This is a genomic window from Bradyrhizobium sp. Gha (genome assembly GCF_900113735.1).
Lineage (GTDB): Bacteria > Pseudomonadota > Alphaproteobacteria > Rhizobiales > Xanthobacteraceae > Bradyrhizobium.
Genome location: NZ_FOQM01000015.1, coordinates 96,476 through 116,661, shown reverse-complemented (window position 1 = coordinate 116,661; position 20,186 = coordinate 96,476). Strand labels below are relative to the sequence as shown.

The following is a 20,186-nucleotide window of genomic DNA, read 5'->3' as shown; positions in this document are numbered from 1 at the left end:
CTGACCTAAGTCTTAGCGCAGGGATGGCAAGACTTCACGCAGGTTTAAGCGCCTGGAGGGTGCGCTGGCAGATGGCAGTTATGCCGGCCCAGTTTCCGGCCTTGATCTCGGCCGTCGGACACAGCCAGGAACCGCCGACCGCGACCACATTGGGCTCGGCAAGCCAGGTCGCCGCATTGGCTTCGCCGACGCCGCCGGTCGGGCAGAACCGCACATTCGGAAACGGCCCGCCCAGCGAGCGGAGGCCCTTGATGCCACCGGCCTGCTCGGCGGGGAAGAACTTTGCGACGTCGAAGCCGTAGGACAGCGCCATCATCAGCTCGGACGCCGTGGCAATGCCCGGCGCGAACGGCAAAGAACTGTGCGTGGCGGCCTTGAGGAGGTCAGGGGTCAGGCCCGGGCTGATGCCGAACGCGACCCCGAGCTTCTCGACACGGGTGAAGTCGGCCGGATTGAGTATGGTGCCGATGCCGACGACCGCATCGGGGACCTCGGACATGATCGCCCGCGCGGCCTCGATCGCAATGGGGGTGCGCAGGGTCACCTCCAACGTGCGGACGCCGCCGGCCACCAGGGCTTTTGCCAGCGGCACGGCATCCTGGATCCGCTCGATGGTGAGGACGGGAATGACGGTCGCGGCCTTGAACAGCGCGACGAGGTGGTTCTGTTGGGCGGTCGTGGTCATATCGTGAATCTTATCTCGGATGTTCGTTTCACTTGGTCGCTTGACGCGTGGTCGCCGGCCGGGGCCGTTTCTTCGGCGGCATGGCATAGCCCGGAATGATGGCGCCAGGATAGCAGATCACGAGGCTGGCGAGGCGATGTCCTGATTGGGCCGCCTCCACCGGATCAGAGCCGCCGAGCCGGGCCGCAATATAGGCCGCGGCAAAGCTGTCGCCGGCGGCCGTGGTGTCAACGACCGGCTTGGTCATTGGTTCGGCGCGGACCTCGCTCGTCCCGCCGGGGAAGCGCAACAAACTGACGGGCTCGGCAAGGCGGAACACCAGTTCTGATGTCGGGATGCGCGCCATCAATTGCTCCGGGCTTTCGCCGGGATAGAGCGCGAGCAGATCCTCGGTCGAGGTCAGCACGATGTCGGCGGCCGCAAAGGCAGTGGCAAACACCTCGCGCGCGACCTCGCGATCGGGCCAGCCGCGTGCACGGAAATTGGTGTCGAACACGAAGCGCGTGCCGAGCAGGCGCGCGCGCTTGATCGCCGCAAACAGGCGATCGCGCCCGGCCGCGTCGTAGATCGAGAGCGTGATCGCGGAGAGATAGACGACGTCGTAGCTCATCAGCGAGTTGAGCAGCTCGTCGGTCTCCGGCAGGCTCATCAGCTGCCGCGCCGCCGCGCTGTCGCGCCAGTGGAAGAACTGGCGCTCGCCGGCGGCATCGAGCTGGATCATGTAGAGGCCGGGCAGCTTGCCCGGCAGCCGCACCACGCGTCTTGTGCCAACGCCCTCGGCATTCCAGGCCGCGATCATCTCTTCGCTCATGCCGTCGTCGCCGAGCGCGGTGAAATAGTCGACCTTGACCTCGAGCCGCGCCAGATACACGGCGGTATTGAGGGTGTCGCCGCCGAAGCCGCGCGAAAACAGCCCGCCGCCCTGCCCGCCCGACTGGGCGCCTTGCGCCTGCCGGAGCTCGACCATGCATTCACCGATGCAAGCCACGCTCGCCATCGTCATTCCCATGCTATTCATCTGAAACGATCAGGCGACGAAATTGCCGCCGAGCTCGTCCTCGATGTGGATGCGGATGATATCGTCGAAGCTCTTCTCTTCGGTGGTGAAGCCGAGCTCGCGCGCCCGCTTCGCCTCGAAATTCCGCGGCCAGCCGCCAACGATGCCGACGATGAACGGATCGAGCTCACGCTTGATGCGCGCGGCGACCTTGTCGCCGGCGACGCGCCTGAGGGCTGCGATCTGCTCGCCGACCGTCGCCGAGAAGCCGGGCATGGTCAAATTGCGGCGCGGACCGACCTGGGCAAGGTCCATCGTGCCGGCATGGAGCAGGAAGCCGACGGCGGAGCGCGGCGTGGCGTGCCAGTGGCGGACATCCTCGGACACCGGAAGCACGGCTTCCTTGCCGGCCAGCGGCTCGCGCAGGATGTTGGAGAAGAAGCCCGATGCCGCCTTGTTGGGCAGGCCCGGCCGGATGCAGATGGTCGGCAGGCGAATGCCGATGCCGTCGAGGAAGCCGCGGCGCGAGTAATCCGCCAGCAGCAGCTCGCCGATCGCCTTCTGGGTGCCGTAGCTCAGGAGCGGCGTGTGGAAGAACTCGTCGCCGATCGCATCCGGGAACGGCGCGCCGAACACCGCGATCGAGGACGTGAACACCACGCGCGGCTTATAGCCGCCGCCGACGAGCCTGATGGCATCGAGCAGCATCCGCGTGCCGTCGAGGTTGATGCGATAGCCCTTGTCGAAATCGAGCTCGGCTTCGCCCGAGACGATGGCGGCGAGATGGAAGATCACGTCGGGCCGGCCAGCGATCAGCTTTTCGGCAGCACCCGGGACAGCGAAATCGCCCGAGACGGTCTCGACCGGGAAGCCGGCCTTTTCCGGCTTTCTGGGCTCGACCACGTCATGCATGGTCAATTTGGTGATGTCGCTCTTGCCGAGCCGGCCGTCGCGCAAGAGCCGTTCACACAATTTGCGGCCGACCATGCCGGCTGCGCCCAGAACCAGAATGTGCAAGAGCCTACTCCTTCTTATTGGCAGGAACGCGCCGCTCTTGAACCGTGTGGCGCGTTTTCACGCAGGCCCCGCTGGTCATTCCTTCACGGCGCCGGTCATCGCCGACACATAGTACTCTACGAAGAAGGAATAAAGGATAACTACGGGGACCGAGCCGGTCAGGGCCGCCGCCATCAGAGCGCCCCAATGATAGACGTCGCCGTTGACGAGCTCGGTGATGGCGCCGACCGGAATGGTCTTGTTCTCCGATGAAGAGATGAAGGTCAGCGCGTAGATGAACTCGTTCCAGGACAACGTGAAGGCGAATATCCCTGCCGAGATCACCCCAGGCAGCGACAGCGGCAGCGTGATCTTGGTCAGGATCTGGAGCCGCGTCGCCCCGTCGATCAGCGCGCATTCCTCGAGCTCGTAGGGGATGGTGCGGAAATAGCCCATCAGGAGCCAGGTGCAGAACGGAATCAGGAAGGTCGGATAGGTCAGGATCAGCGCGAGATTGCCGTCGAACAGGCCGAGTTGGAACACGATCGCGGCGAGCGGAATGAACAGGATCGACGGCGGGACGAGATAGCCGAGGAAGATCGCCAGGCCCACATAGCGCGAGCCCTTGTAGCGCAGACGCTCGATCGCATAGGCCGCACAGACGCTGGCGAACAGCGAGATGAAGGTCGAGGACACCGAGACGATCACGGTGTTCCACATCCACAGCGGATAGTCGGTGTCGAAGAACAGCTTCTTGACGTGCTCGAGCGTCGGATGGGCGATCAGGAACGGATTGTACTTCTCGTAATCGTACATCTCCGCGTCAGGTTTGAACGTCGTCACCGCCATCCAGTAGAACGGAAACAGCAGGAAGAAGATGATCAGGCCGAGCGGGAGATACACCCGGAGAAACTTCCGCGGGAAGCTCTCGAGGTAGTCCATTCCGACGCTTTGGTCGTCTACGGTGCTCATGATCAGTCCCTCCCGCCCTGCTGCCAGCGGGACCGCTGAAGTCCGAAGAAGCTCAACAGGATTGCCGCAACCAGGAACGGGATCATCGCGTTCGAGATCGCGGCGCCCTCGCCGAGATTGCCGCCGGTGATGGCACGCTGGAACGAGAGCGTCGCCATCAGATGCGTGGCGTTGATCGGCCCACCGCGGGTGATGGTGTAGATCAGCTGGAAGTCGGTGAACGTCATCAGCACCGAGAACGTCATCACGACCGCGATGATCGGCGACAGCATCGGCAGCGTGATGTGGCGGAAGCGCTGCAAATTCGTGGCGCCGTCGAGATTCGCCGCCTCGTAGAGCGAGGGCGAGATGGTCTGCAATCCCGCCAAAAGCGTGATGGCGACGAACGGCACGCCCCGCCAGATATTGGCGATCACGACCGACCAGCGGGCATTCCAGGGATCGCCGAGGAAATCGATGTAACGGCTCAGGAGGCCGGCCTTGATCAGCACCCAGGAGACGATCGAGAACTGGCTGTCATAGATCCACCAGAACGCGATCGCCGACAGCACGGTCGGCACCACGAAAGGCAACAGCACAATGGCGCGGACCATCGACTTGAACGGCAGCCGCTCGTTGAGCAGCAGGGCCAGATAAAGCCCGATCGCGAACTTCACGATGCTCGCAAACACCGTATAGAAAATGGTGTTGAAAACCGACAGCCAGAACACGCTGTCCTTGGACAGCGAGACGAAGTTCTGGAAGCCGATGTAACGGCCGACGCCGCCGATCTTGGTGTCGGTCATGCCGAGCCAGAATCCGAGCGCCAGCGGGTAAGCCAGAAACAGGATCAGGATGGCGATCGCCGGCACCATGAACATGGCGCCGAGAAAATTCCGGCTTTCGAACGCCCTGCTCCACAAACTCCTGGGCTTGACGTGCGCGGCCACGGGCTCGGCGATAACGGCCATGTCGGACTCCCCTTAGAGGCGTCGGCGGCGGCGCCCAGCAAGTGAACGCCGCCGCCGTAGCAGATCAGACCTGGTAGTAGCGCTTGGCGCGCTCGGCAGCGCGTTTCGCAGCTTCCTGCGGCGTGGCCGAGCCGGAGGCGGCTTCCGCGAACATGTCGACCACGACGAAGTCGCCCATGACGGCGGCCGAGGCGTAGCCGAGATCGCCGGCATAGCCGTTGTCCAGGCAGCGCTTGAGGCAGTCGCGGTACGGCGTGATCTTGGGGTCGGAGGTCCAGACCGGGTTGTCATTGTAGGCCGGGAGCGGCGGCGAGACGTAGCCGTTGGAGGCAACCTCCCAGGCGTCGTAGTTCTCCTTGTCCATCATGAACTTGATGTATTCCTTGACGGCTTTCGGATACTTCGAGTGCTTGTAGCCGTAGTAGACCAGGATGTTTTGCTGTTCGGTCGGCTTGCCCACGGGGCCGACCGGCATCGGCGCGTGGTTCATGTCCTTGGCGATCTCCTGTTGCTTTGGATCAGGAGAGGTCTTGCCGACGGTCCAGATCGAGATGCCATTCAGGGTGAGGCTGATCTCGCCATTGAGAAAGGCCTTGTTGTTGTTCGAGTCGTTCCACGACAGCACGCCTGGAATGAACGTCGCATAGAGCTGCTTGACGTATTCGAGCGCCGCGATCGTCTCCGGAGAATCGAGCACGACCTCGTTCTTCTCGTTGACGACCTTGCCGCCGAACGCCCACAGCGCCCACTGGCACCAGCCGTTGGCATCGCCCGTGGCATGGCCGAGCGCGAAGCCGGCCGGCGTGTTGTTCTTCTTCAGCGCCTGACAAAGCTTGAGGAAGCCATCGGTGTCCTTCGGGAATTCCTCGAAGCCCGCGGCCTTCACGTGGCTGATGCGGTAGTTGAGGCAGCCACCGGTGGCGCCTTGCGGAATCGCGATCCAGCCATTGCCCTTCTTGCCGTACTTCTGGGCGACCGGATACCAGCCGCCATACTGGGCGCCGAGATAGTCGGCGACGTCGGTGACGTCGATCAGCTTTTCCGGGAATTTGTGGGGATCATCGAGCGTGCCGATGATGAGATCGGGGCCGGCGCCGACATTGGCTGCGACCGCGGCTTTCGGACGAATGTCCTCCCAGCTTTCGGCCTCGAGCTTCACTTTGACGCCGGTCTTCTCGGAGAACTTCTTGGTTTGCTCGGCGAATTTGTCGAACTCGGCCTGGATGAACTGCTTCCAGCGCAGCACGCGAATGGAGGCATTCGGCTCCGGCGTGTTCGTCCACTCCGCAGCCCGGACGGGGACGATCCCTGGGCCGGCGAGCAAAGCTGCGCCGCCCAGGCTGGCTTTAAGCACACTACGCCTGTTGAAATCGCTCATCGTTCTCTCCCTGGTTTTTTATATTTGTATTGGTCGGTTTTTATGTCGCTACATGCGCTTACCGGTCGCCTCGTCGAACAAGTGAACCACGGACGGATCGGGCTTCAGCCGGACCTTGTCGCCCGGGTTGAACTGATGACGCTCGCGGAACACAGCCACGACCTGCTCGCCGCCGAGCTTTGCAAACACCTGCGTTTCGGACCCGGTCGGCTCGACGACGACGATCTCGGCATCGGCGCCGTCGTCGGCGATGGTGAAATGCTCAGGGCGGACGCCGTAGACGACGGGCTTGCCGTCGGAGCCGGCCGGCACGCTCTTGAGCGGCAGCTTGACACCGTTCGGACCTTCGAATGTGGCGACGCCGTTGACCCGCACGTGGCCCTTGAGGAAGTTCATCGCGGGCGAGCCGATGAAGCCGGCGACGAACTGGTTTTCCGGTTTGTCGTAGAGCTCGAGCGGCGTACCCATCTGCTCGACGATGCCGTCATGCATGACGACGATCTTGTCGGCCATGGTCATGGCCTCGATCTGGTCGTGGGTCACGTAGACGGTCGTGGTCTTGAGCCGCTGATGCAGCTCCTTGATCTCGGTGCGCATGGCGACGCGCAACTTGGCGTCGAGGTTCGACAAGGGTTCGTCGAACAGGAACACCTGGGGATCGCGCACGATGGCACGGCCCATGGCAACGCGCTGGCGCTGGCCGCCGGAGAGCTGGCGGGGATAGCGATCGAGCAGCGGCGACAGCGCGAGGATTTCAGCGGCGCGCTTGACGCGCTTGCTGATCTCGTCGGAGCTGGCGTTCCGCAGCTTCAGCGAGAAGCCCATGTTCTCGCCGACGGTCATGTGCGGATAGAGCGCGTAGTTCTGGAACACCATCGCAATGTCCCGCTCCTTGGGCTGGACATTGTTGACGACTCGGTCGCCGATCGAGATCGTGCCGGAGGTGATGTTTTCGAGGCCTGCGAGCATGCGCAGCAGCGTCGACTTGCCGCAGCCGGAGGGGCCAACAAGGACGACGAACTGGCCATCCTCGATCGGGATCGAGACGCCGTGCAGGACTTCAAAATTGCCGAACGATTTCCGCACGTCGCGGATTTGCACAGACGACATCTAGCTCCCTCCTCCGACTTAGACGGCGCAACTGTCGCGCCGCCACCGTCTTGTTTTTTCTGAACTTCGCCGAACCGAAGCCCCTCTTAACAGGTGGCATTGTCGGCAGTTTGTGCGGGTTTGGCAATTTGTCTTTGGTTAGTCGCTGCTGGTAGCGCTGTCAACGATCCTTTGTTTGCGCAAGCGGCTGTGTTATGAGCAACAAATGGGTCGAAAGCGCACCAAGTCTGGCAAGATTCGGTTGGCGGAAGTGGCCGAGCTGGCCGGCGTCAGCCCGATTACAGCCTCCCGCTTCTTCCGCAATCCCGAGGCGTTGTCGCTCGCCAAACGGACGCGGGTCGAAAGCGCGGCCCGCGAGCTGGGCTACGTGCCCAACCTTGCGGCACGCGCGCTGGCCTCCCAGCGCACCGAAGTGATCGGTGTCTTGATTCCATCACTGACCAACAACGTATTCTCGGACGTGCTGCGCGGCATCTATGATGCCTCCGAAGGCAGCCGCTACTCGATCCAATTGTCCAACACGCGCTACAGCATTCTCCAGGAGGAGAAGCTGTTGCGCCTGTTTCTGGCGCAGAAGCCGGCGGGGCTGATCGTCACAGGCATCGACCAGACCACGGAATCGCGCGCGATGCTCGAGGCGGCCGACTGCCCGATCATCCAGATCATGGAAATCGGCCCTGATCCCGTCGACATGATGATCGGCTTTTCGCATTTTGACGCCGCGCGGGCGGCGATAGCCCATTTGTTCGCGCAGGGCCATCGCAAGATCGGCTTCGTTGGGGCGCGCATGGACCCGCGGGTTCAACGCCGGCTCGATGGCTACGTCGTGGCCATGAAGGATGCCGGCCTCTACGACCAAAGACTGATCGTGACCACGGCGACGCCGACCTCGGTCACGCTCGGGGGCGCGCTGTTCGCCGATCTGCTCGCGCGCGAATCCGGCATCGACTCGGTGTTCTGCGCCAATGACGACCTTGCGCTCGGCGTTCTCTTTGAATGCCGACGCCGTGAGATCGCGGTGCCCGATCAGATCGCGATCGTCGGCTTCAACGATCTCGAATTCATGGCCGCCTCGGTGCCGACGCTGACCAGCGTGCGAACCAACCGCTACGAGATGGGCAGCACGGCTGCTGCGATGCTGATCGAGGCGATCGAAGGCAGGCGGCCGGACGAGCCCGTGCTGGATCTCGGCTTTACCGTGATCGAGCGGCAGAGTTCGCAGACGCAGCGGTCGGCCGTCAGCCCCCGCCCGCCGGAGCGGGCGCCCGCCGTACAAAATGATAGCGTTACCAACGACCCGTGAGTAGTATCGCAACGATGAGAAACGTTCGCCAGCAGGCGGGCCGTCTTTACATGCTCGCGCTGCCGGGCATCGCACCGATCGACACCCCCGACGTCGCCCGCTGCGTTTGCATTGAAGGAGAAACCAATGACAAAAAAGCCAACCAATGGGCATGCGTCCGCCGGTAACGGGGGCCGCCGCCACCTTCGCTCGCAGGACTGGTTCAACAACCCGCATAATCCGGGCATGACCGCGCTCTATATGGAGCGCTACCTCAACTTTGGCCTCACCCGCGCCGAGCTGCAGTCCGGCAAGCCGATCATCGGCATCGCCCAGACCGGCAACGACCTCTCCCCCTGCAACCGCCATCATATCGAGCTCGCCCATCGCGTCCGCGAGGGCATCCGCGAGGCCGGCGGCATTGCGATGGAATTCCCGACCCACCCAATCCAGGAGACCGGCAAGCGCCCGACCGCGGCGCTCGACCGCAACCTCGCTTATCTCGGCCTGGTCGAGGTCCTCTACGGCTATCCGCTCGACGGCGTGGTGCTGACCACCGGCTGCGACAAGACCACGCCTGCCTGCATGATGGCGGCGGCGACCGTCAACCTGCCCGCGATCGTGCTGTCGGGCGGCCCGATGCTGAACGGCTGGCATGAGGGTGAGCGCACCGGCTCCGGCACCATCGTCTGGAAGTCGCGCGAAAGGCTCGCCGCCGGCGAGATCGACTATGAAGAGTTCATGGAAATCGTGGCGTCCTCGGCGCCTTCGGTCGGCCATTGCAACACCATGGGCACGGCCTCGACCATGAACGCGCTCGCGGAAGCGCTCGGGTTCTCGCTGCCGGGCTGCGCGGCGATCCCGGCGCCCTATCGCGAGCGCGGCCAGATCGCCTACGAGACCGGCAAGCGCATCGTCGACATGGTCTGGGAGGATCTCAAGCCCTCGGATTTCCTGACCCGCAAGGCGTTCGAGAACTGCATCGTGGTGAATTCGGCGATCGGCGGCTCGACCAATGCACCGATCCACATCAACGCGCTCGCGCGCCACATCGGCGTCGAGCTCTCGATCGACGACTGGCAGAAATTCGGCCACGACGTGCCGCTCTTGGTCAACCTCCAGCCGGCCGGCTTCTATCTCGGCGAGGAATTCCATCGCTCCGGCGGCGTGCCCACCGTGATCCGCGAACTCATGAAGCACAAGCGCATCCATGAGGACGCGCTCACCGTCAACGGCCGCGGCATCGGCGAGAACTGCGCGCATGCGCCCAAGCCCGATCAGGACGTGATCTGGGCCTACGACAAGCCGATGGTGAAGGATGCCGGCTTCCTGGTGCTGCGCGGTAATCTTTTCGATTCCGCGATCATGAAGACCAGCGTGATCTCAAAGGAGTTCCGCGAGCGCTATCTGAGCAACCCGAAGGACCTGAACGCGTTCGAAGGACGCGCGGTCGTGTTCGAGGGGCCGGAGGATTATCATGAACGGATTGAGGATCCCGCGCTCGGCATCGACGAGCACTGCGTGCTGTTCATCCGCGGCACAGGCCCGATCGGCTACCCTGGTGGCGCCGAGGTCGTGAACATGCAGCCGCCGGCCGCGCTGATCAAACGCGGCATCCTCGCCCTGCCCTGCATCGGCGATGGCCGCCAGTCCGGCACCTCGGGCTCGCCATCGATCCTCAACGCCTCGCCGGAAGCCGCCGCCAATGGCGGGCTCGCGGTGCTCCGGACCGGTGACAAGGTTCGCATCGACCTCAACAAGGGCAGCGCCAACATCCTGATCTCGGACGAGGAGCTGAAGAAGCGCCACGCCGAGCTCAAGGCCGCCGGCGGCTTCAAGCATCCGCCGAATCAGACGCCGTGGCAGCAGATCTACCGCGATACCGTCGGCCAGCACGAGACCGGCGCCTGCGTGGAACTCGCCACGCGCTACCAGAACGTCGCCTCGGCGTTCGGCGTGCCCCGGGATAATCACTGACAGCCACACCGTCATGCGGGCGAAGCGAAGCAATGCAGTTGATCCCCATGGAATATCCTGGATTTGCTTCGTCGCTTCGCTCCTCGCAATGACGTGGGGTTGGCACCGGAATGAACAATAGGGAGAACAAAAACATGGCCAACCGCCTCAAGGGGAAGCGCGCCGTCATCACGGCCGCAGCGGCAGGCATCGGGCGCGCATGCGCCCTCGCATTCGCGCGTGAAGGCGCAACCGTCATCGCCACCGACATCAACGAAGCAGGCATCGCTGAACTGACCAAGGACGGCATCGCCGAGGTCGCCAAACTCGACGTCCGCAACACCGCCGACGTCAATGCCTTTGCCAAGCGGACCGGCCGGATCGACATCCTGCTCAATGCAGCCGGCTTCGTGCATCACGGCACGATCCTGGAATGTTCGGAAGAGGATTTTGATTTTTCCTTCGACCTCAACGTCAAGTCGATGCACCGGACCATCAGGGCGTTCCTGCCGGATATGCTGGCCGGCGGGGGCGGCAGCATCGTCAACATCTCGTCCTGCGCCGCGCTGCGGCCGCCGGCAAATCGCTACGTCTACAGCTCCTCGAAAGCTGCGGTGTCGCTGCTGACCCGCGCGGTCGCGCTCGACTTCATCACCAAGGGCATCCGTTGCAACTCGATCTGCCCCGGCACCGTCGAGACCCCCTCGATGCTGGACCGCGCCGCCGCGCAGGGACCGCAGGGCAAGGAGATGTTCATCTCCCGGCAGAAGATGGGCCGGCTCGGCACCGCCGACGAAATCGCCAACATGGCGGTCTATCTCGGCAGCGACGAGAGCGCCTTCACCACCGGCGTCGACCTGGTTGTTGACGGCGGCTACATGCTCTGACCTCCACCGGGATCACATCTGATGAACAAGATTGATCTCAACAGCCGCGTCGCCGTCGTCACCGGCGGCGCGCAGGGCTTTGGCCGCGCCATCACCGAGCGCTTCGTCGCCTCCGGCGCCAAGGTCGCGATCTGGGATTTCGACGCTGCGCTCGCCGAGAAGACCGCAAAGGACATCGGCGACAACGTCCGCGCCTTCAAGGTCGACGTCACCGACACGGCAGGCGTCGATCAGGCGCGCGATGCGACGCTGGCAGCTTTTGGCAGGATCGACATCCTCGTCAACAATGCCGGCATCGCCGGCATCAACAAGCCGGTCTGGGAGACCGATCTCGAGGAATGGCGCAAGGTGCTGCGCATCAACCTTGACGGTCCCTTCATCGTCTGCAAGGCCATCGTGCCCGTGATGCTCAAGCAGAAATACGGGCGTATCGTGAATATCGCCTCGATCGCCGGCAAGGAAGGCAATCCGAACGCCTCGCACTATTCGGCCTCCAAGGCCGGCCTGATCGCGCTGACGAAGTCGCTCGGCAAGGAGCTCGCTGCGCATGACATTCTTGTGAATGCGGTAACGCCGGCCGCGGCCAAGACCGCGATCTTCGACCAGATGACGCAGCAGCATATCGATTTCATGCTGTCGAAAATCCCCAAAGCCCGCTTCGTGCTGGTGGAAGAGCTTGCCGCGATGGTGAGCTGGCTTGCGTCCGAAGATTGCGCCTTCTCGACCGGCGCAGTTTTCGACATTTCCGGTGGACGTGCAACCTACTGAGACAGCCATGATCCGAGAAGGTGGATGCCTGTGCGGCGCAGTGCGGTTCAAGGCGGAAGGCGAGCCGCTGAACGTGCGCATCTGTCACTGCCGCATGTGCCAGAAGGCGATGGGCTCGCCCTATTTCGCCCGCGCCCAGTTCGACCAGAAAATGCTGACGGTCGAGGGAGACACCGGCCGCTATAAGTCGTCCGAAGCGATCGATCGCGTGTTCTGCAAGACTTGCGGCACGCGGCTGTTCTCCTGGCGCCGCAACGGCACGCTGGCTGGCGTCGCCCTCGCGACCTTCGACGACCGCAACGCCTTCGCGCCGACCGAGCACATCTGGGTCTCGGAAAAGCTCGCCTGGGTGAAGCTCGACGATGGTCTGATGCAATATCAGGGAACGATCCCGGCTTGACGCTCAGGGTCGGCTTGAGCAGACAGGCCGGCGGCCTCAACGCGCCGTCCGCTCGTCGTGGCCAACCAAATGCCGGCGAACACCGCGACGATGCCGGCTGCGAGATTCCAGCGCAGCGGCTCGTGTAGCAGGCCCGACATAGAGCGCCGCGAGCCATTGCGACCTGCCGAAATCTGCGACGGGCGCGAAGCTGCCGCGCAGGCTCGAGAGCGCGAAGAGACAGGCAGCGCCTGCGGCCATGATGGCGCCGAACTCAAGTCGGAGAGCAGCGCGATGGCGACACCTGATGTCGCCACCACGACACCGATCGATTTGCGCCAGGTCAGGGCTTCGCTGTCGAGCGCGGCGCCGATCACCAGCGACAGCAACGGCGCGAATCGTCGTGCCGACCGCCGCGGGAGATGAGCTGCGTGCCTATGCGCAGCGAATCCTTGCCCTTCATGCCGAAGCAATCGGCGCGTTGCGCGCACGCAAGCCGGAGGCCGTGATCCGCCTCGGCGTGATGGACGACTATGGCACGATCGTGATTCCACCGCTGCTGGCGAGCTTTGCCAAAAGCCATCCGACTGTGAGGGTCGAGGTCGAGACCGGACTGACCGCGACCATGCCGGCCCGTGGCGCTCTACCCGCGCGGATGCCTGTTCGGTCGGCCCTGGCGGCTCGTCTTTGTCAGCCGAATGCTGACGGCGGTGGAAGCGATCGTGGCGCAGGGCCTCGCGGTCACCGTGGTGAAGGCAGGCACTCTGCCCGCGTTGCCTGCGCCCGCTCGGCTCGCGCGACGGCCTGCCGTCGCTGCCCGCGGCGGACATCCGCCTGCACCGCGCGCGCAACCTGCCGCACCCGGCGGCGCTGCTCGCCGATCATTTGCAGCGTGGCATTTCGGAACCGGCGACCCTATGTTGAGCTGAAGCGTTGCTGCACCGCCGGTTGGTCGTCTGCAAGGCGACGGGCACAAACGGGCAAGATGCGACGTGAACATTTCTTTCTATGATCTCTCGGTGTGGGTGCTGCCGCTGGTGCTGGCCATCACCTTCCACGAGGCCGCGCACGGCTTCGTCGCGCACCGGCTCGGCGACGACACCGCCTGGCAGCTCGGCCGCGTCAGCTTCAATCCTTTCAGGCACATCGACCCTTTCGGTACCCTGATCCTGCCCGCGATGCTGCTGTTTGCGCATTCGCCGTTCCTGTTCGGCTATGCCAAGCCGGTGCCGGTGAATTTCCGCAAGCTCAACCACCCGAAGCTGGATATGGTCTGGGTCGCCCTCGCCGGTCCGATCACCAACATCCTGCTGGCGCTCGCAGCAGGCCTCGCCCTCCACGCCCTGCCCTGGGCTCCCGCGGGTTCAGCGCAATGGATCTTCGACAACCTCAAGAACGCGCTGCTGATCAACGCGGTGCTGGCCGTCTTCAACATGATGCCGATCCCGCCGCTCGACGGCGGGCGGGTCGCGGTCGGGCTGTTGCCCCGCCCGCTCGCCCTGCCACTGGCGCGGCTCGAGCCGTTCGGCATGCTGATCCTGATCGCCCTGCTGATTCTGCTGCCGATGGCGGGTTCCCAGTTCGGTCTAAATCTTGATGTTATTTCAGCAATACTGCGAACGTTGACCGGTTATGTGATTCAAGCTGTTCTCTTCGCTACCGGCAACGCATAGTTGAAGCGCTACGTTTTGAGTTCCTGCACTTTTAAAACAAAGCCGAAGGGCTAGAGGCCAACTTGGTCAAAGCTGCCGATATGCTGATCGCGCGACGCGCCGATACCCGTGCCCGCGCCGATTTCGCCACCTGGAAGATGATGGCCAAGCTGAATGGGTTGTCGGCGCTGCCTCCCGACGCCCAGGGGTTCCTCGAGGGCTACAAGAAGCTGCTGGATCGGATGAGCGAGGACGAAGCGTCCGAGGCCACCATCACCGAGGTCTACAAAGCCTACTATCTGGAGATGGGCGGCGGCGGGAACCCGCCCGACGTCCGCACCCGGGCGCCCGAGCCGGTGACGGACAATGTTACCGCCTTCCGCCGGCCGGGGCCCAAAGCGAAGAAGACTGGCTTCTTCGGTGCAGCCGCGGTCAGTGGAACCCAGAAGCGTCCTCTCCCGGTGGCGCTGATCTTCACCTGCCTGGTCGTGGTGTATGTCGGGATCAAGTACTACTGGCGCTGAGCCGTCTTCTTCTTTTTCTTGTCTTCCGGCGGCTTGAAAACGATATCGACGGTGCGCTCGACCCGGTCCTCGGTCAACGCGGCAGGTGGTACCGGGAAAGGATCTGATTTGCGGACCATGGCGACCGCTGCCGCGTCGAAAGCGGCGTCTCCGGAGGATTCGACCACGTCGACCGACACCACGTTGCCTCGTCGATTGAGTGAAAAGCTCACCTTGGTCGTCTGATTATTGGGCTGCTTGCCCTCCGGATTGACCTTGTGAGCCGCGAGGTGCGCGCTGATTTTGCGGTTCCAGTCCGCCGTGATTTTAAGCACGTCCTTACCAATGCCGAGCACCGGAGCCATGGCCCTGTCAGCTTCGCGCGTGGCGTCCTCGAAGGTTTGCCGCTCCATGGCAACCTGCTTCTGCTGAGCTTCCATCGCGGGCGTTTCGGTGGCGGCGACCTTCGGATCGTCGTCCTGCTCCTTCTTCGCCTTGTTCTCAGAGACAAGGCGATCAGCATCCTCGAGCTGTTGCGGTCGATCCTGCGGAAGATCCGTTTCCTTCGTCTCGGCCTTCTGCTGCTGAAGCTCCGGACGCTCTTCCTGCTCTTCGGAATCCGTCGGACCAAGGGCCTGATTGGAATCTTGAATCGGCGGAGAAGCCATCTCGACCGCGAACTCGGCACCCGCAGCGCCCAAGCCTTCATCGCTATCATCGGTCCGCAAGCTGGCGAGCGCGAGCGCAGCCCCGCCCAAATGGAGCGCGAGCGCCGCGACCGCCGCCAATATCCAAAGCCTCCTGGATGATTTGGGTTCGAGCTCAACCGACATGGCGACCCCTATGGCTGCGCGGGGCCTGTCGCAGCTGGCGCCGCCGGCGCGCCAGCAGCCTCCAACGTAACCAGCTTGACCCGCGTGTAGCCGCCGGAGCGCAGCAGCTCCATGACGCCCATCAGCTCGCCATAGGGCACCGAACGATCGGCACGCAGAAAGACGTATTTGTCCTTGCTCATGTCTGACAAGCCGTCGAGGGTCGTAATCAGGTTAGCCCGGCTCACCGGGTCCTCCCCGATCGCAAGCCCCAGATCGCGCTTGATGCTGACATAGGTCGGCTTGTCCGGCTTCTTCTGCGGCGTTGCGCTCGAGGTAGGCAGGTCGATCGGCAGATCGACCGTCGACAGCGGGGCTGCGACCATGAAGATGATCAGCAGGACCAGGATGACGTCGATGAAGGGCGTGACGTTGATGTCATGCGTTTCCGAGAAGTCGTCGTCGTCATCGTTGTCCGTCAGCGAGACTGCCATGGCTTACTCCGCCGCGCGCGAATGGGCACTGCCGTGGCTGCGGTCGAGATCGCGCGACAACAGACGTGCCGCCGCGCCCGAGGCGCGGCTGACGAGTTCGAGATAACCTTTCGTCACGCGCGAGAAGTGATTGTAGATGATAACGGCGGGGATCGCCGCCACGAGGCCGATGGCAGTCGCGAGCAGCGCCTCGGCGATGCCGGGCGCGACCACCGCGAGGTTCGTGGTCTGCGACTTCGAGATGCCGATAAAACTGTTCATGATGCCCCACACGGTGCCGAACAGGCCGACGAAGGGTGATGTCGAACCGATGGTCGCGAGGAGACCCGTGCCGATGCGGATGCGTCGTGCTTCAGCGCGGACGATTTCGGCAAAGCTCGAGGCCGCGCGCTCCTTGATGCCGTCGTCGCTGGAGAGCCCCGCAGACATCCGCGCTTCACGTAGCGCGGCCGTAACGAACGACGACAACATGCCCTCCTTGGTGCCGAGCGCCATCTGGGCTTCCGCAAGCGAGCGAACTTCAGCGATCTTTTTCAACGCCGAACGCAGTTTGGCGGAGGCGACCGACAGCTCGATCGATTTGGCGATGAAGACGGTCCAGGTCACGAGCGAGGCGAAGGCAAGCCCGATCATCACCGCCTTCACGATGATGTCGGCCGACATGAACATCACCCAGGGCGACAATTCCTTCATGGCCGGCGCGATGCCGGCTTTCGGCGTGGCCTCGGCTGGCCGGGCGACGGCAGCCTCGGTCGCAGGCACGCCGGGCGTCGCCGCAGGCGCGGCAGCGGCGGGGGCCACAGTCGATGGCCCGGTTGCAGCAATCGCGGGAGCGGCCGGCAGCGGCTGAGCCGCGACGGGTGCCGGTGCCGCAACCGGCCGCACCGGTGCCGCCGGCTGGGTTTGTGTCTGGGCAGACGCAGGAACTGCGAGCCAGGTGGCCGTGAGCAGCACGGCTGCAGCGAGGCTGGCTTGGAAAGTTGTGATCTTCATACTTCGGCCCAGGTGCGAATGAGATTGTGATAGATACCCGTCAATTTGACCGTTTCGGGATCGTCACGCCCGAGCCGTGCCACCAACGCCTGAATGGCGGTGTCAAGGTCGAAGATCATGCTGCGGGCTTGATCGTCCCGTATCATGCTCTGGAGCCAGAAGAAAGATGCAACCCGCGCCCCCCTTGTGACCGGTGTGACCAGATGCAGGCTGGTCGAGGGATAGAGCACGCAGTCCCCGGCTGGCAACTTGACTTCGTGCGAACCGTAGGTGTCCTCGATCACAAGTTCGCCACCGTCGTAATCCTCGGGCTCGCTGAGGAACAGCGTGACCGACAGATCCGTGCGGATGCGAAGGCCGGTCAGGCGGTCGCCGCGGATCGCGTTATCGACATGCAGGCCGAAATGGTGGCCGCTGTCCGCCGTATAGCGGTTGAACAGCGGCGGGAAGATCTGGAGCGGGATCGCCGCCGCCAGGAAGCGCGGGCTCGACGTCAGCGCCGAGATGATCCGGTTGCCGAGCTTGCGCGCGACCTCGCCATCCGGCGGCAACTGCTCGTTGCGCTTGACCATCGCCGACTGCGCGCCCGCGGTGGAACGGCCGTCTTCCCATTCGCTGGCGTCCATGATGCGGCGGAACTCCGCCACATCATCCTTGCTCAGGACGCCTTCTATGCATGTCAGCATGGCACCTCGTCATGTTTCCATTCAGTAGCGCGCGGACAGCACCAGATAGGCGGCGCGCCCGGGCGCCTCCAGCACGAACGGCGTCGCGCTCTGGTACAGCGCGTCGTAGTAGCGCTTGTCGAAGATGTTGTTGACGAACAGCTTCACCTGCCAATTCTTGTTGATCTTGGCTTCCGCGAAGGCATCGAACCGCCAGTAGCCGGGGATCGACGTGCCCTGGTTCGCCGCGAGCAAGGTGCCGCCGTAGATCTGAGAGCGGTACACCGCCTGTCCGCCGAGCTCCCAGACATCGGTGAGCTGGTACTTCGTGAGCAGACTAAACGACTGATGCGCGATGTTGGCGAGCGGACGCCCGACATTGGTCGGATAGAGCAAGGGCTGCGGCGACGGCGCCAGCGACTTGGTGACCTCGGACTGCATCAGCACGAGACCGCCGAACACGCTCCATTTGTCCGTGATCTTGCCGCCGACGCCGAGGTCGATGCCGCGGATGCGATAGGCTGCGCCGGCCGTGATGCAGGACACGGCGCCCGTCGTCGCAGCAGGATACGGACAAGTCGCGCTTGCGGTTGCCGCGGTGACGTTCTGCGACTCGCGTGCGTTTTCCTTCTCGGTCTGGAACAGCGCGGCGGTCAGCAACAGATGGCGATCGAACAGCTCCCATTTGGTGCCGAGCTCGATCGCCGTGTTCTTCTCGGGCCCGAAGATCTGGTTCGAGCTGCCGTTGAGAACCGGCGAGAGGCCACCATAGGCCGTGCTGGTGCCATCGAACTCGGCGCCGACCGGATTGGACGAGGTCGCATAGGCTGCATAGACGCTGCCGTTCGGCAGTGGCTTCAGCGTGATACCGAGGTTGAAGTTCGGCAGCCCGAACTCGGCACTCTGCGTTCCGAAGGTCTGCTTTCCGCCGATCGTGCCGTAACCATTGCTGTTGATGGTGTAATCGTCGTAGCGAACGCCGCCATTGAGGATGACGAAATCGCGGTAGTTCGCGCTATCCATCGCATAGGCACTCTTGGTGTCGATCGAGAGGTTGGTCGGCGCTCTCAGCATCCGTGGTGGAGTGAACGTGTCGAGGAAGGTGTATTGCGGCGCGAACACACTGACGCCCGAGGTCGAGCCGCCTGATGTGAACGACGGCCCGCTCGTCACTTCCGAGTCGAGCCCAGCATATTTGTCGATGAACGACGTCTCGCGCGAGATCTCGACGCCTCCGAGCGCCGTGTGCCTGAAGCCACCCGTGTCGAACTTGTAGGTCGCCTCGCTCTGGTTAGCCAAGACACTGGTCACCTGGTAGCGGCTTTGCGGATTGAGGGTCACGGTCGAAGCTGACAATGGAGACGTGGCGATGGGAGATTCCGCCAGCGTTCCGACGTAGTCGTTGACCGAGCGCGATGCGCGGATCTTGTCGGTGAAGACGAGATCGGGCGTCACGTAAACTTCGGCACCGACCGTTCCGATGTCCTGCTTGACCTTGAAGAAGTCGCGGTTGACGAAGCCGTAGAAATTATTGCGGTTCGAACCGAAATCCGGGAACGGACCGCCTGCAGTCGAGCTGTAGACATTGCCCGGTGCCGGAGACCCCGGCCGGTAGTACGGCACGCCAAAATCCGGGATACCATGCTGATACGTATGGATGTAATCCGTCGTCACCTTGACCGCGTCGACAGGCTTCCAAATGGTCGCAACGAAAGCTCCGCTGCGGTCATCCGTGACGAAGTCGCGACCGGCAACGCCCGCATCCTGGAGCAGGCCGCCGGCGCGCACCGCAAAGGCCGGATTGATAACCTGGTTGACATCGAGCGTCACGCGTTTGGTCTTGTCGGTGCCGAACGAGGTGTCCATGTTGTAGAAGCTCTTCTCCGTGTTCGCCTGCTTGGTGACGATGTTGATCGCCCCACCGGCGACACCGCGGCCGGAGAATGTAGAGCCGGGGCCGCGCAGGATCTCGACCTGCTCGGTGAAGAAGTTTTCACGGACGCTGACGCCGGGATCGCGCACGCCATCAATGAAGATGTCGTTGCGGGCGTCGAAGCCGCGGATGAAGAATCGGTCGCCAAAGGCATTGCCGCCCTCGCCCGTGCCGAGCGTCACGCCGGCGGTGCTGAGAATAGCCTGCTTCAAATTGGTGGCGTTCTTGTCCGCAAGCACTTCCTTGCTGAGCACCGTGATCGACTTCGGCGTATCGACCAGCTTCTCTGGAAACTTTCCGCCGGCCTGGACGTGATCGACCTTGTAGGGCGCTGCCTGATCGGCAAAGGGATTGCGATCGGCCGCCGGTGCGGCCGTATCGACGACCGGGGCCACTGCTGCCTGCTGACGTTGTTGTGCGGCACGGCGCAGTGCGTTGCGGGCGCGGACCTGATCGGGCGTCGGCTTCGCCGTGGTGGAGCGCGGCCGCTCCTTCGGCGCGTCGACATTCACGGGCGGCAGTGTCGATTGCTGTGCCTGCGCTCCGCTCGATACGGACGCGACCGCGATCAAGCTTGCGACCGCGGAAACAGTCTTGCCGGTTGCGGCATCGAAACTGCTGCCCAATGAAGTCCGTGCCGCAGTCGAACGCAACGACCGCGGAGCCCTCGCCATACCCATCCTGTGCCCCATTCCAATTCTGCAACGTGTCGCATTGCAACCATGCGACAGGCTGGTGGTATCGAGCGGGGCAATGAGGGTCAACGCAATCACC

General features: G+C 63.4%; 20 protein-coding genes. 7 read left to right on the top strand and 13 right to left on the bottom strand.

What is annotated here, in order from left to right:
• Window positions 1-34: 34 nt before the first annotated feature.
• From eda to BM222_RS19435, 7 genes are all read right to left on the bottom strand, one after another.
• A complete protein-coding gene (gene eda, locus BM222_RS19465) occupies window positions 35-685 on the bottom strand; it encodes a bifunctional 4-hydroxy-2-oxoglutarate aldolase/2-dehydro-3-deoxy-phosphogluconate aldolase (protein ID WP_177243324.1) in 651 nt (216 codons plus the stop codon).
• A gap of 28 nt (window positions 686-713) precedes the next feature.
• Window positions 714-1,682: a sugar kinase gene (locus BM222_RS19460; protein ID WP_177243323.1), complete on the bottom strand. Its 969-nt coding sequence runs from the start codon at window positions 1,680-1,682 to the stop codon at window positions 714-716.
• Window positions 1,683-1,712: 30 nt separating this feature from the next.
• Window positions 1,713-2,699 carry a D-erythronate dehydrogenase gene (denD, locus tag BM222_RS19455; protein ID WP_092230407.1) on the bottom strand — a complete coding sequence of 329 codons (987 nt, stop codon included), beginning with the start codon at window positions 2,697-2,699 and terminating at the stop codon, window positions 1,713-1,715.
• A 75-nt stretch (window positions 2,700-2,774) separates the two neighbouring features.
• Window positions 2,775-3,650: a carbohydrate ABC transporter permease gene (locus BM222_RS19450; protein ID WP_092230404.1), complete on the bottom strand. Its 876-nt coding sequence runs from the start codon at window positions 3,648-3,650 to the stop codon at window positions 2,775-2,777.
• 2 nt (window positions 3,651-3,652) lie between these two features.
• A complete protein-coding gene (locus tag BM222_RS19445) occupies window positions 3,653-4,600 on the bottom strand; it encodes a carbohydrate ABC transporter permease (protein WP_092230402.1) in 948 nt (315 codons plus the stop codon).
• 64 nt (window positions 4,601-4,664) lie between these two features.
• Complete coding sequence (locus BM222_RS19440; protein ID WP_092230400.1) at window positions 4,665-5,978, bottom strand: ABC transporter substrate-binding protein; 1,314 nt, start codon at window positions 5,976-5,978, stop codon at window positions 4,665-4,667.
• Between the two features lie 48 nt (window positions 5,979-6,026).
• Window positions 6,027-7,088 carry an ABC transporter ATP-binding protein gene (locus tag BM222_RS19435; RefSeq protein ID WP_092230398.1) on the bottom strand — a complete coding sequence of 354 codons (1,062 nt, stop codon included), beginning with the start codon at window positions 7,086-7,088 and terminating at the stop codon, window positions 6,027-6,029.
• 205 nt (window positions 7,089-7,293) lie between these two features.
• On the opposite strand from BM222_RS19435, the gene gntR reads away from it, so the two are divergent.
• The 5 genes from gntR (at window position 7,294) to BM222_RS19410 (ending at window position 12,381) form a co-directional block, all read left to right on the top strand.
• Window positions 7,294-8,391: an HTH-type transcriptional regulator GntR gene (gene gntR / locus BM222_RS19430; RefSeq protein ID WP_143105997.1), complete on the top strand. Its 1,098-nt coding sequence runs from the start codon at window positions 7,294-7,296 to the stop codon at window positions 8,389-8,391.
• A 126-nt stretch (window positions 8,392-8,517) separates the two neighbouring features.
• The gene (locus tag BM222_RS19425; RefSeq protein WP_092230396.1) at window positions 8,518-10,347 is read left to right on the top strand and encodes an IlvD/Edd family dehydratase; all 1,830 of its coding nucleotides are present in this window, start codon (window positions 8,518-8,520) and stop codon (window positions 10,345-10,347) included.
• Between the two features lie 134 nt (window positions 10,348-10,481).
• Window positions 10,482-11,213 carry an SDR family oxidoreductase gene (locus BM222_RS19420; protein ID WP_177243322.1) on the top strand — a complete coding sequence of 244 codons (732 nt, stop codon included), beginning with the start codon at window positions 10,482-10,484 and terminating at the stop codon, window positions 11,211-11,213.
• Between the two features lie 21 nt (window positions 11,214-11,234).
• A complete protein-coding gene (locus BM222_RS19415; RefSeq protein ID WP_092230392.1) occupies window positions 11,235-11,981 on the top strand; it encodes an SDR family NAD(P)-dependent oxidoreductase in 747 nt (248 codons plus the stop codon).
• Between the two features lie 7 nt (window positions 11,982-11,988).
• Window positions 11,989-12,381, top strand: coding sequence for a GFA family protein (locus BM222_RS19410; protein ID WP_092230390.1), 393 nt, complete (start codon window positions 11,989-11,991; stop codon window positions 12,379-12,381).
• Here BM222_RS19410 and BM222_RS19405 read toward each other — a convergent pair.
• Window positions 12,360-12,749 carry a hypothetical protein gene (locus BM222_RS19405; protein WP_244547187.1) on the bottom strand — a complete coding sequence of 130 codons (390 nt, stop codon included), beginning with the start codon at window positions 12,747-12,749 and terminating at the stop codon, window positions 12,360-12,362. The two genes, BM222_RS19410 and BM222_RS19405, sit on opposite strands and share 22 nt — an antisense overlap.
• Before the next feature lie 603 nt (window positions 12,750-13,352).
• Between BM222_RS19405 and BM222_RS19395 the strand changes: the two genes are divergently transcribed.
• Window positions 13,353-14,033 carry a site-2 protease family protein gene (locus BM222_RS19395; RefSeq protein WP_092230388.1) on the top strand — a complete coding sequence of 227 codons (681 nt, stop codon included), beginning with the start codon at window positions 13,353-13,355 and terminating at the stop codon, window positions 14,031-14,033.
• A gap of 80 nt (window positions 14,034-14,113) precedes the next feature.
• Entirely contained in the window at window positions 14,114-14,536 is a 423-nt protein-coding gene (locus BM222_RS19390; protein ID WP_092230545.1) for a hypothetical protein, read from the top strand.
• Here BM222_RS19390 and BM222_RS19385 read toward each other — a convergent pair.
• Genes BM222_RS19385 through BM222_RS19365 form a run of 5 tightly spaced genes read right to left on the bottom strand, consistent with a single transcriptional unit; the run spans window position 14,524 to window position 20,092 of the window.
• Complete coding sequence (locus BM222_RS19385; protein ID WP_092230386.1) at window positions 14,524-15,348, bottom strand: TonB family protein; 825 nt, start codon at window positions 15,346-15,348, stop codon at window positions 14,524-14,526. The genes BM222_RS19390 and BM222_RS19385 overlap by 13 nt on opposite strands.
• A gap of 8 nt (window positions 15,349-15,356) precedes the next feature.
• The gene (gene exbD, locus BM222_RS19380; RefSeq protein ID WP_092230384.1) at window positions 15,357-15,821 is read right to left on the bottom strand and encodes a TonB system transport protein ExbD; all 465 of its coding nucleotides are present in this window, start codon (window positions 15,819-15,821) and stop codon (window positions 15,357-15,359) included.
• A 3-nt stretch (window positions 15,822-15,824) separates the two neighbouring features.
• Window positions 15,825-16,814: a tonB-system energizer ExbB gene (exbB, locus tag BM222_RS19375; protein ID WP_092230383.1), complete on the bottom strand. Its 990-nt coding sequence runs from the start codon at window positions 16,812-16,814 to the stop codon at window positions 15,825-15,827.
• Complete coding sequence (locus BM222_RS19370) at window positions 16,811-17,500, bottom strand: Fe2+-dependent dioxygenase (protein ID WP_092230381.1); 690 nt, start codon at window positions 17,498-17,500, stop codon at window positions 16,811-16,813. Before BM222_RS19370 ends, exbB begins: the two co-directional genes overlap by 4 nt.
• A gap of 21 nt (window positions 17,501-17,521) precedes the next feature.
• A complete protein-coding gene (locus BM222_RS19365; RefSeq protein ID WP_092230379.1) occupies window positions 17,522-20,092 on the bottom strand; it encodes a TonB-dependent receptor in 2,571 nt (856 codons plus the stop codon).
• Window positions 20,093-20,186: the final 94 nt, after the last annotated feature.

What these genes read in the sequence shown, in the direction of transcription:
- BM222_RS19415 (WP_092230392.1), top strand. Translation starts at nt 11,235, where the DNA reads ATGAACAAGATTGATCTCAACAGCCGCGTCGCCGTCGTCACCGGCGGC.
- exbD (WP_092230384.1), bottom strand. Translation starts at nt 15,821, where the DNA reads ATGGCAGTCTCGCTGACGGACAACGATGACGACGACGACTTCTCGGAA.
- BM222_RS19365 (WP_092230379.1), bottom strand. Translation starts at nt 20,092, where the DNA reads ATGGGTATGGCGAGGGCTCCGCGGTCGTTGCGTTCGACTGCGGCACGG.
- BM222_RS19450 (WP_092230404.1), bottom strand. Translation starts at nt 3,650, where the DNA reads ATGAGCACCGTAGACGACCAAAGCGTCGGAATGGACTACCTCGAGAGC.
- BM222_RS19435 (WP_092230398.1), bottom strand. Translation starts at nt 7,088, where the DNA reads ATGTCGTCTGTGCAAATCCGCGACGTGCGGAAATCGTTCGGCAATTTT.
- BM222_RS19410 (WP_092230390.1), top strand. Translation starts at nt 11,989, where the DNA reads ATGATCCGAGAAGGTGGATGCCTGTGCGGCGCAGTGCGGTTCAAGGCG.
- BM222_RS19390 (WP_092230545.1), top strand. Translation starts at nt 14,114, where the DNA reads ATGCTGATCGCGCGACGCGCCGATACCCGTGCCCGCGCCGATTTCGCC.
- BM222_RS19425 (WP_092230396.1), top strand. Translation starts at nt 8,518, where the DNA reads ATGACAAAAAAGCCAACCAATGGGCATGCGTCCGCCGGTAACGGGGGC.
- gntR (WP_143105997.1), top strand. Translation starts at nt 7,294, where the DNA reads ATGGGTCGAAAGCGCACCAAGTCTGGCAAGATTCGGTTGGCGGAAGTG.
- BM222_RS19420 (WP_177243322.1), top strand. Translation starts at nt 10,482, where the DNA reads ATGGCCAACCGCCTCAAGGGGAAGCGCGCCGTCATCACGGCCGCAGCG.
- BM222_RS19445 (WP_092230402.1), bottom strand. Translation starts at nt 4,600, where the DNA reads ATGGCCGTTATCGCCGAGCCCGTGGCCGCGCACGTCAAGCCCAGGAGT.
- eda (WP_177243324.1), bottom strand. Translation starts at nt 685, where the DNA reads ATGACCACGACCGCCCAACAGAACCACCTCGTCGCGCTGTTCAAGGCC.
- BM222_RS19385 (WP_092230386.1), bottom strand. Translation starts at nt 15,348, where the DNA reads ATGTCGGTTGAGCTCGAACCCAAATCATCCAGGAGGCTTTGGATATTG.
- BM222_RS19370 (WP_092230381.1), bottom strand. Translation starts at nt 17,500, where the DNA reads ATGCTGACATGCATAGAAGGCGTCCTGAGCAAGGATGATGTGGCGGAG.
- BM222_RS19460 (WP_177243323.1), bottom strand. Translation starts at nt 1,682, where the DNA reads ATGGCGAGCGTGGCTTGCATCGGTGAATGCATGGTCGAGCTCCGGCAG.
- exbB (WP_092230383.1), bottom strand. Translation starts at nt 16,814, where the DNA reads ATGAAGATCACAACTTTCCAAGCCAGCCTCGCTGCAGCCGTGCTGCTC.
- BM222_RS19440 (WP_092230400.1), bottom strand. Translation starts at nt 5,978, where the DNA reads ATGAGCGATTTCAACAGGCGTAGTGTGCTTAAAGCCAGCCTGGGCGGC.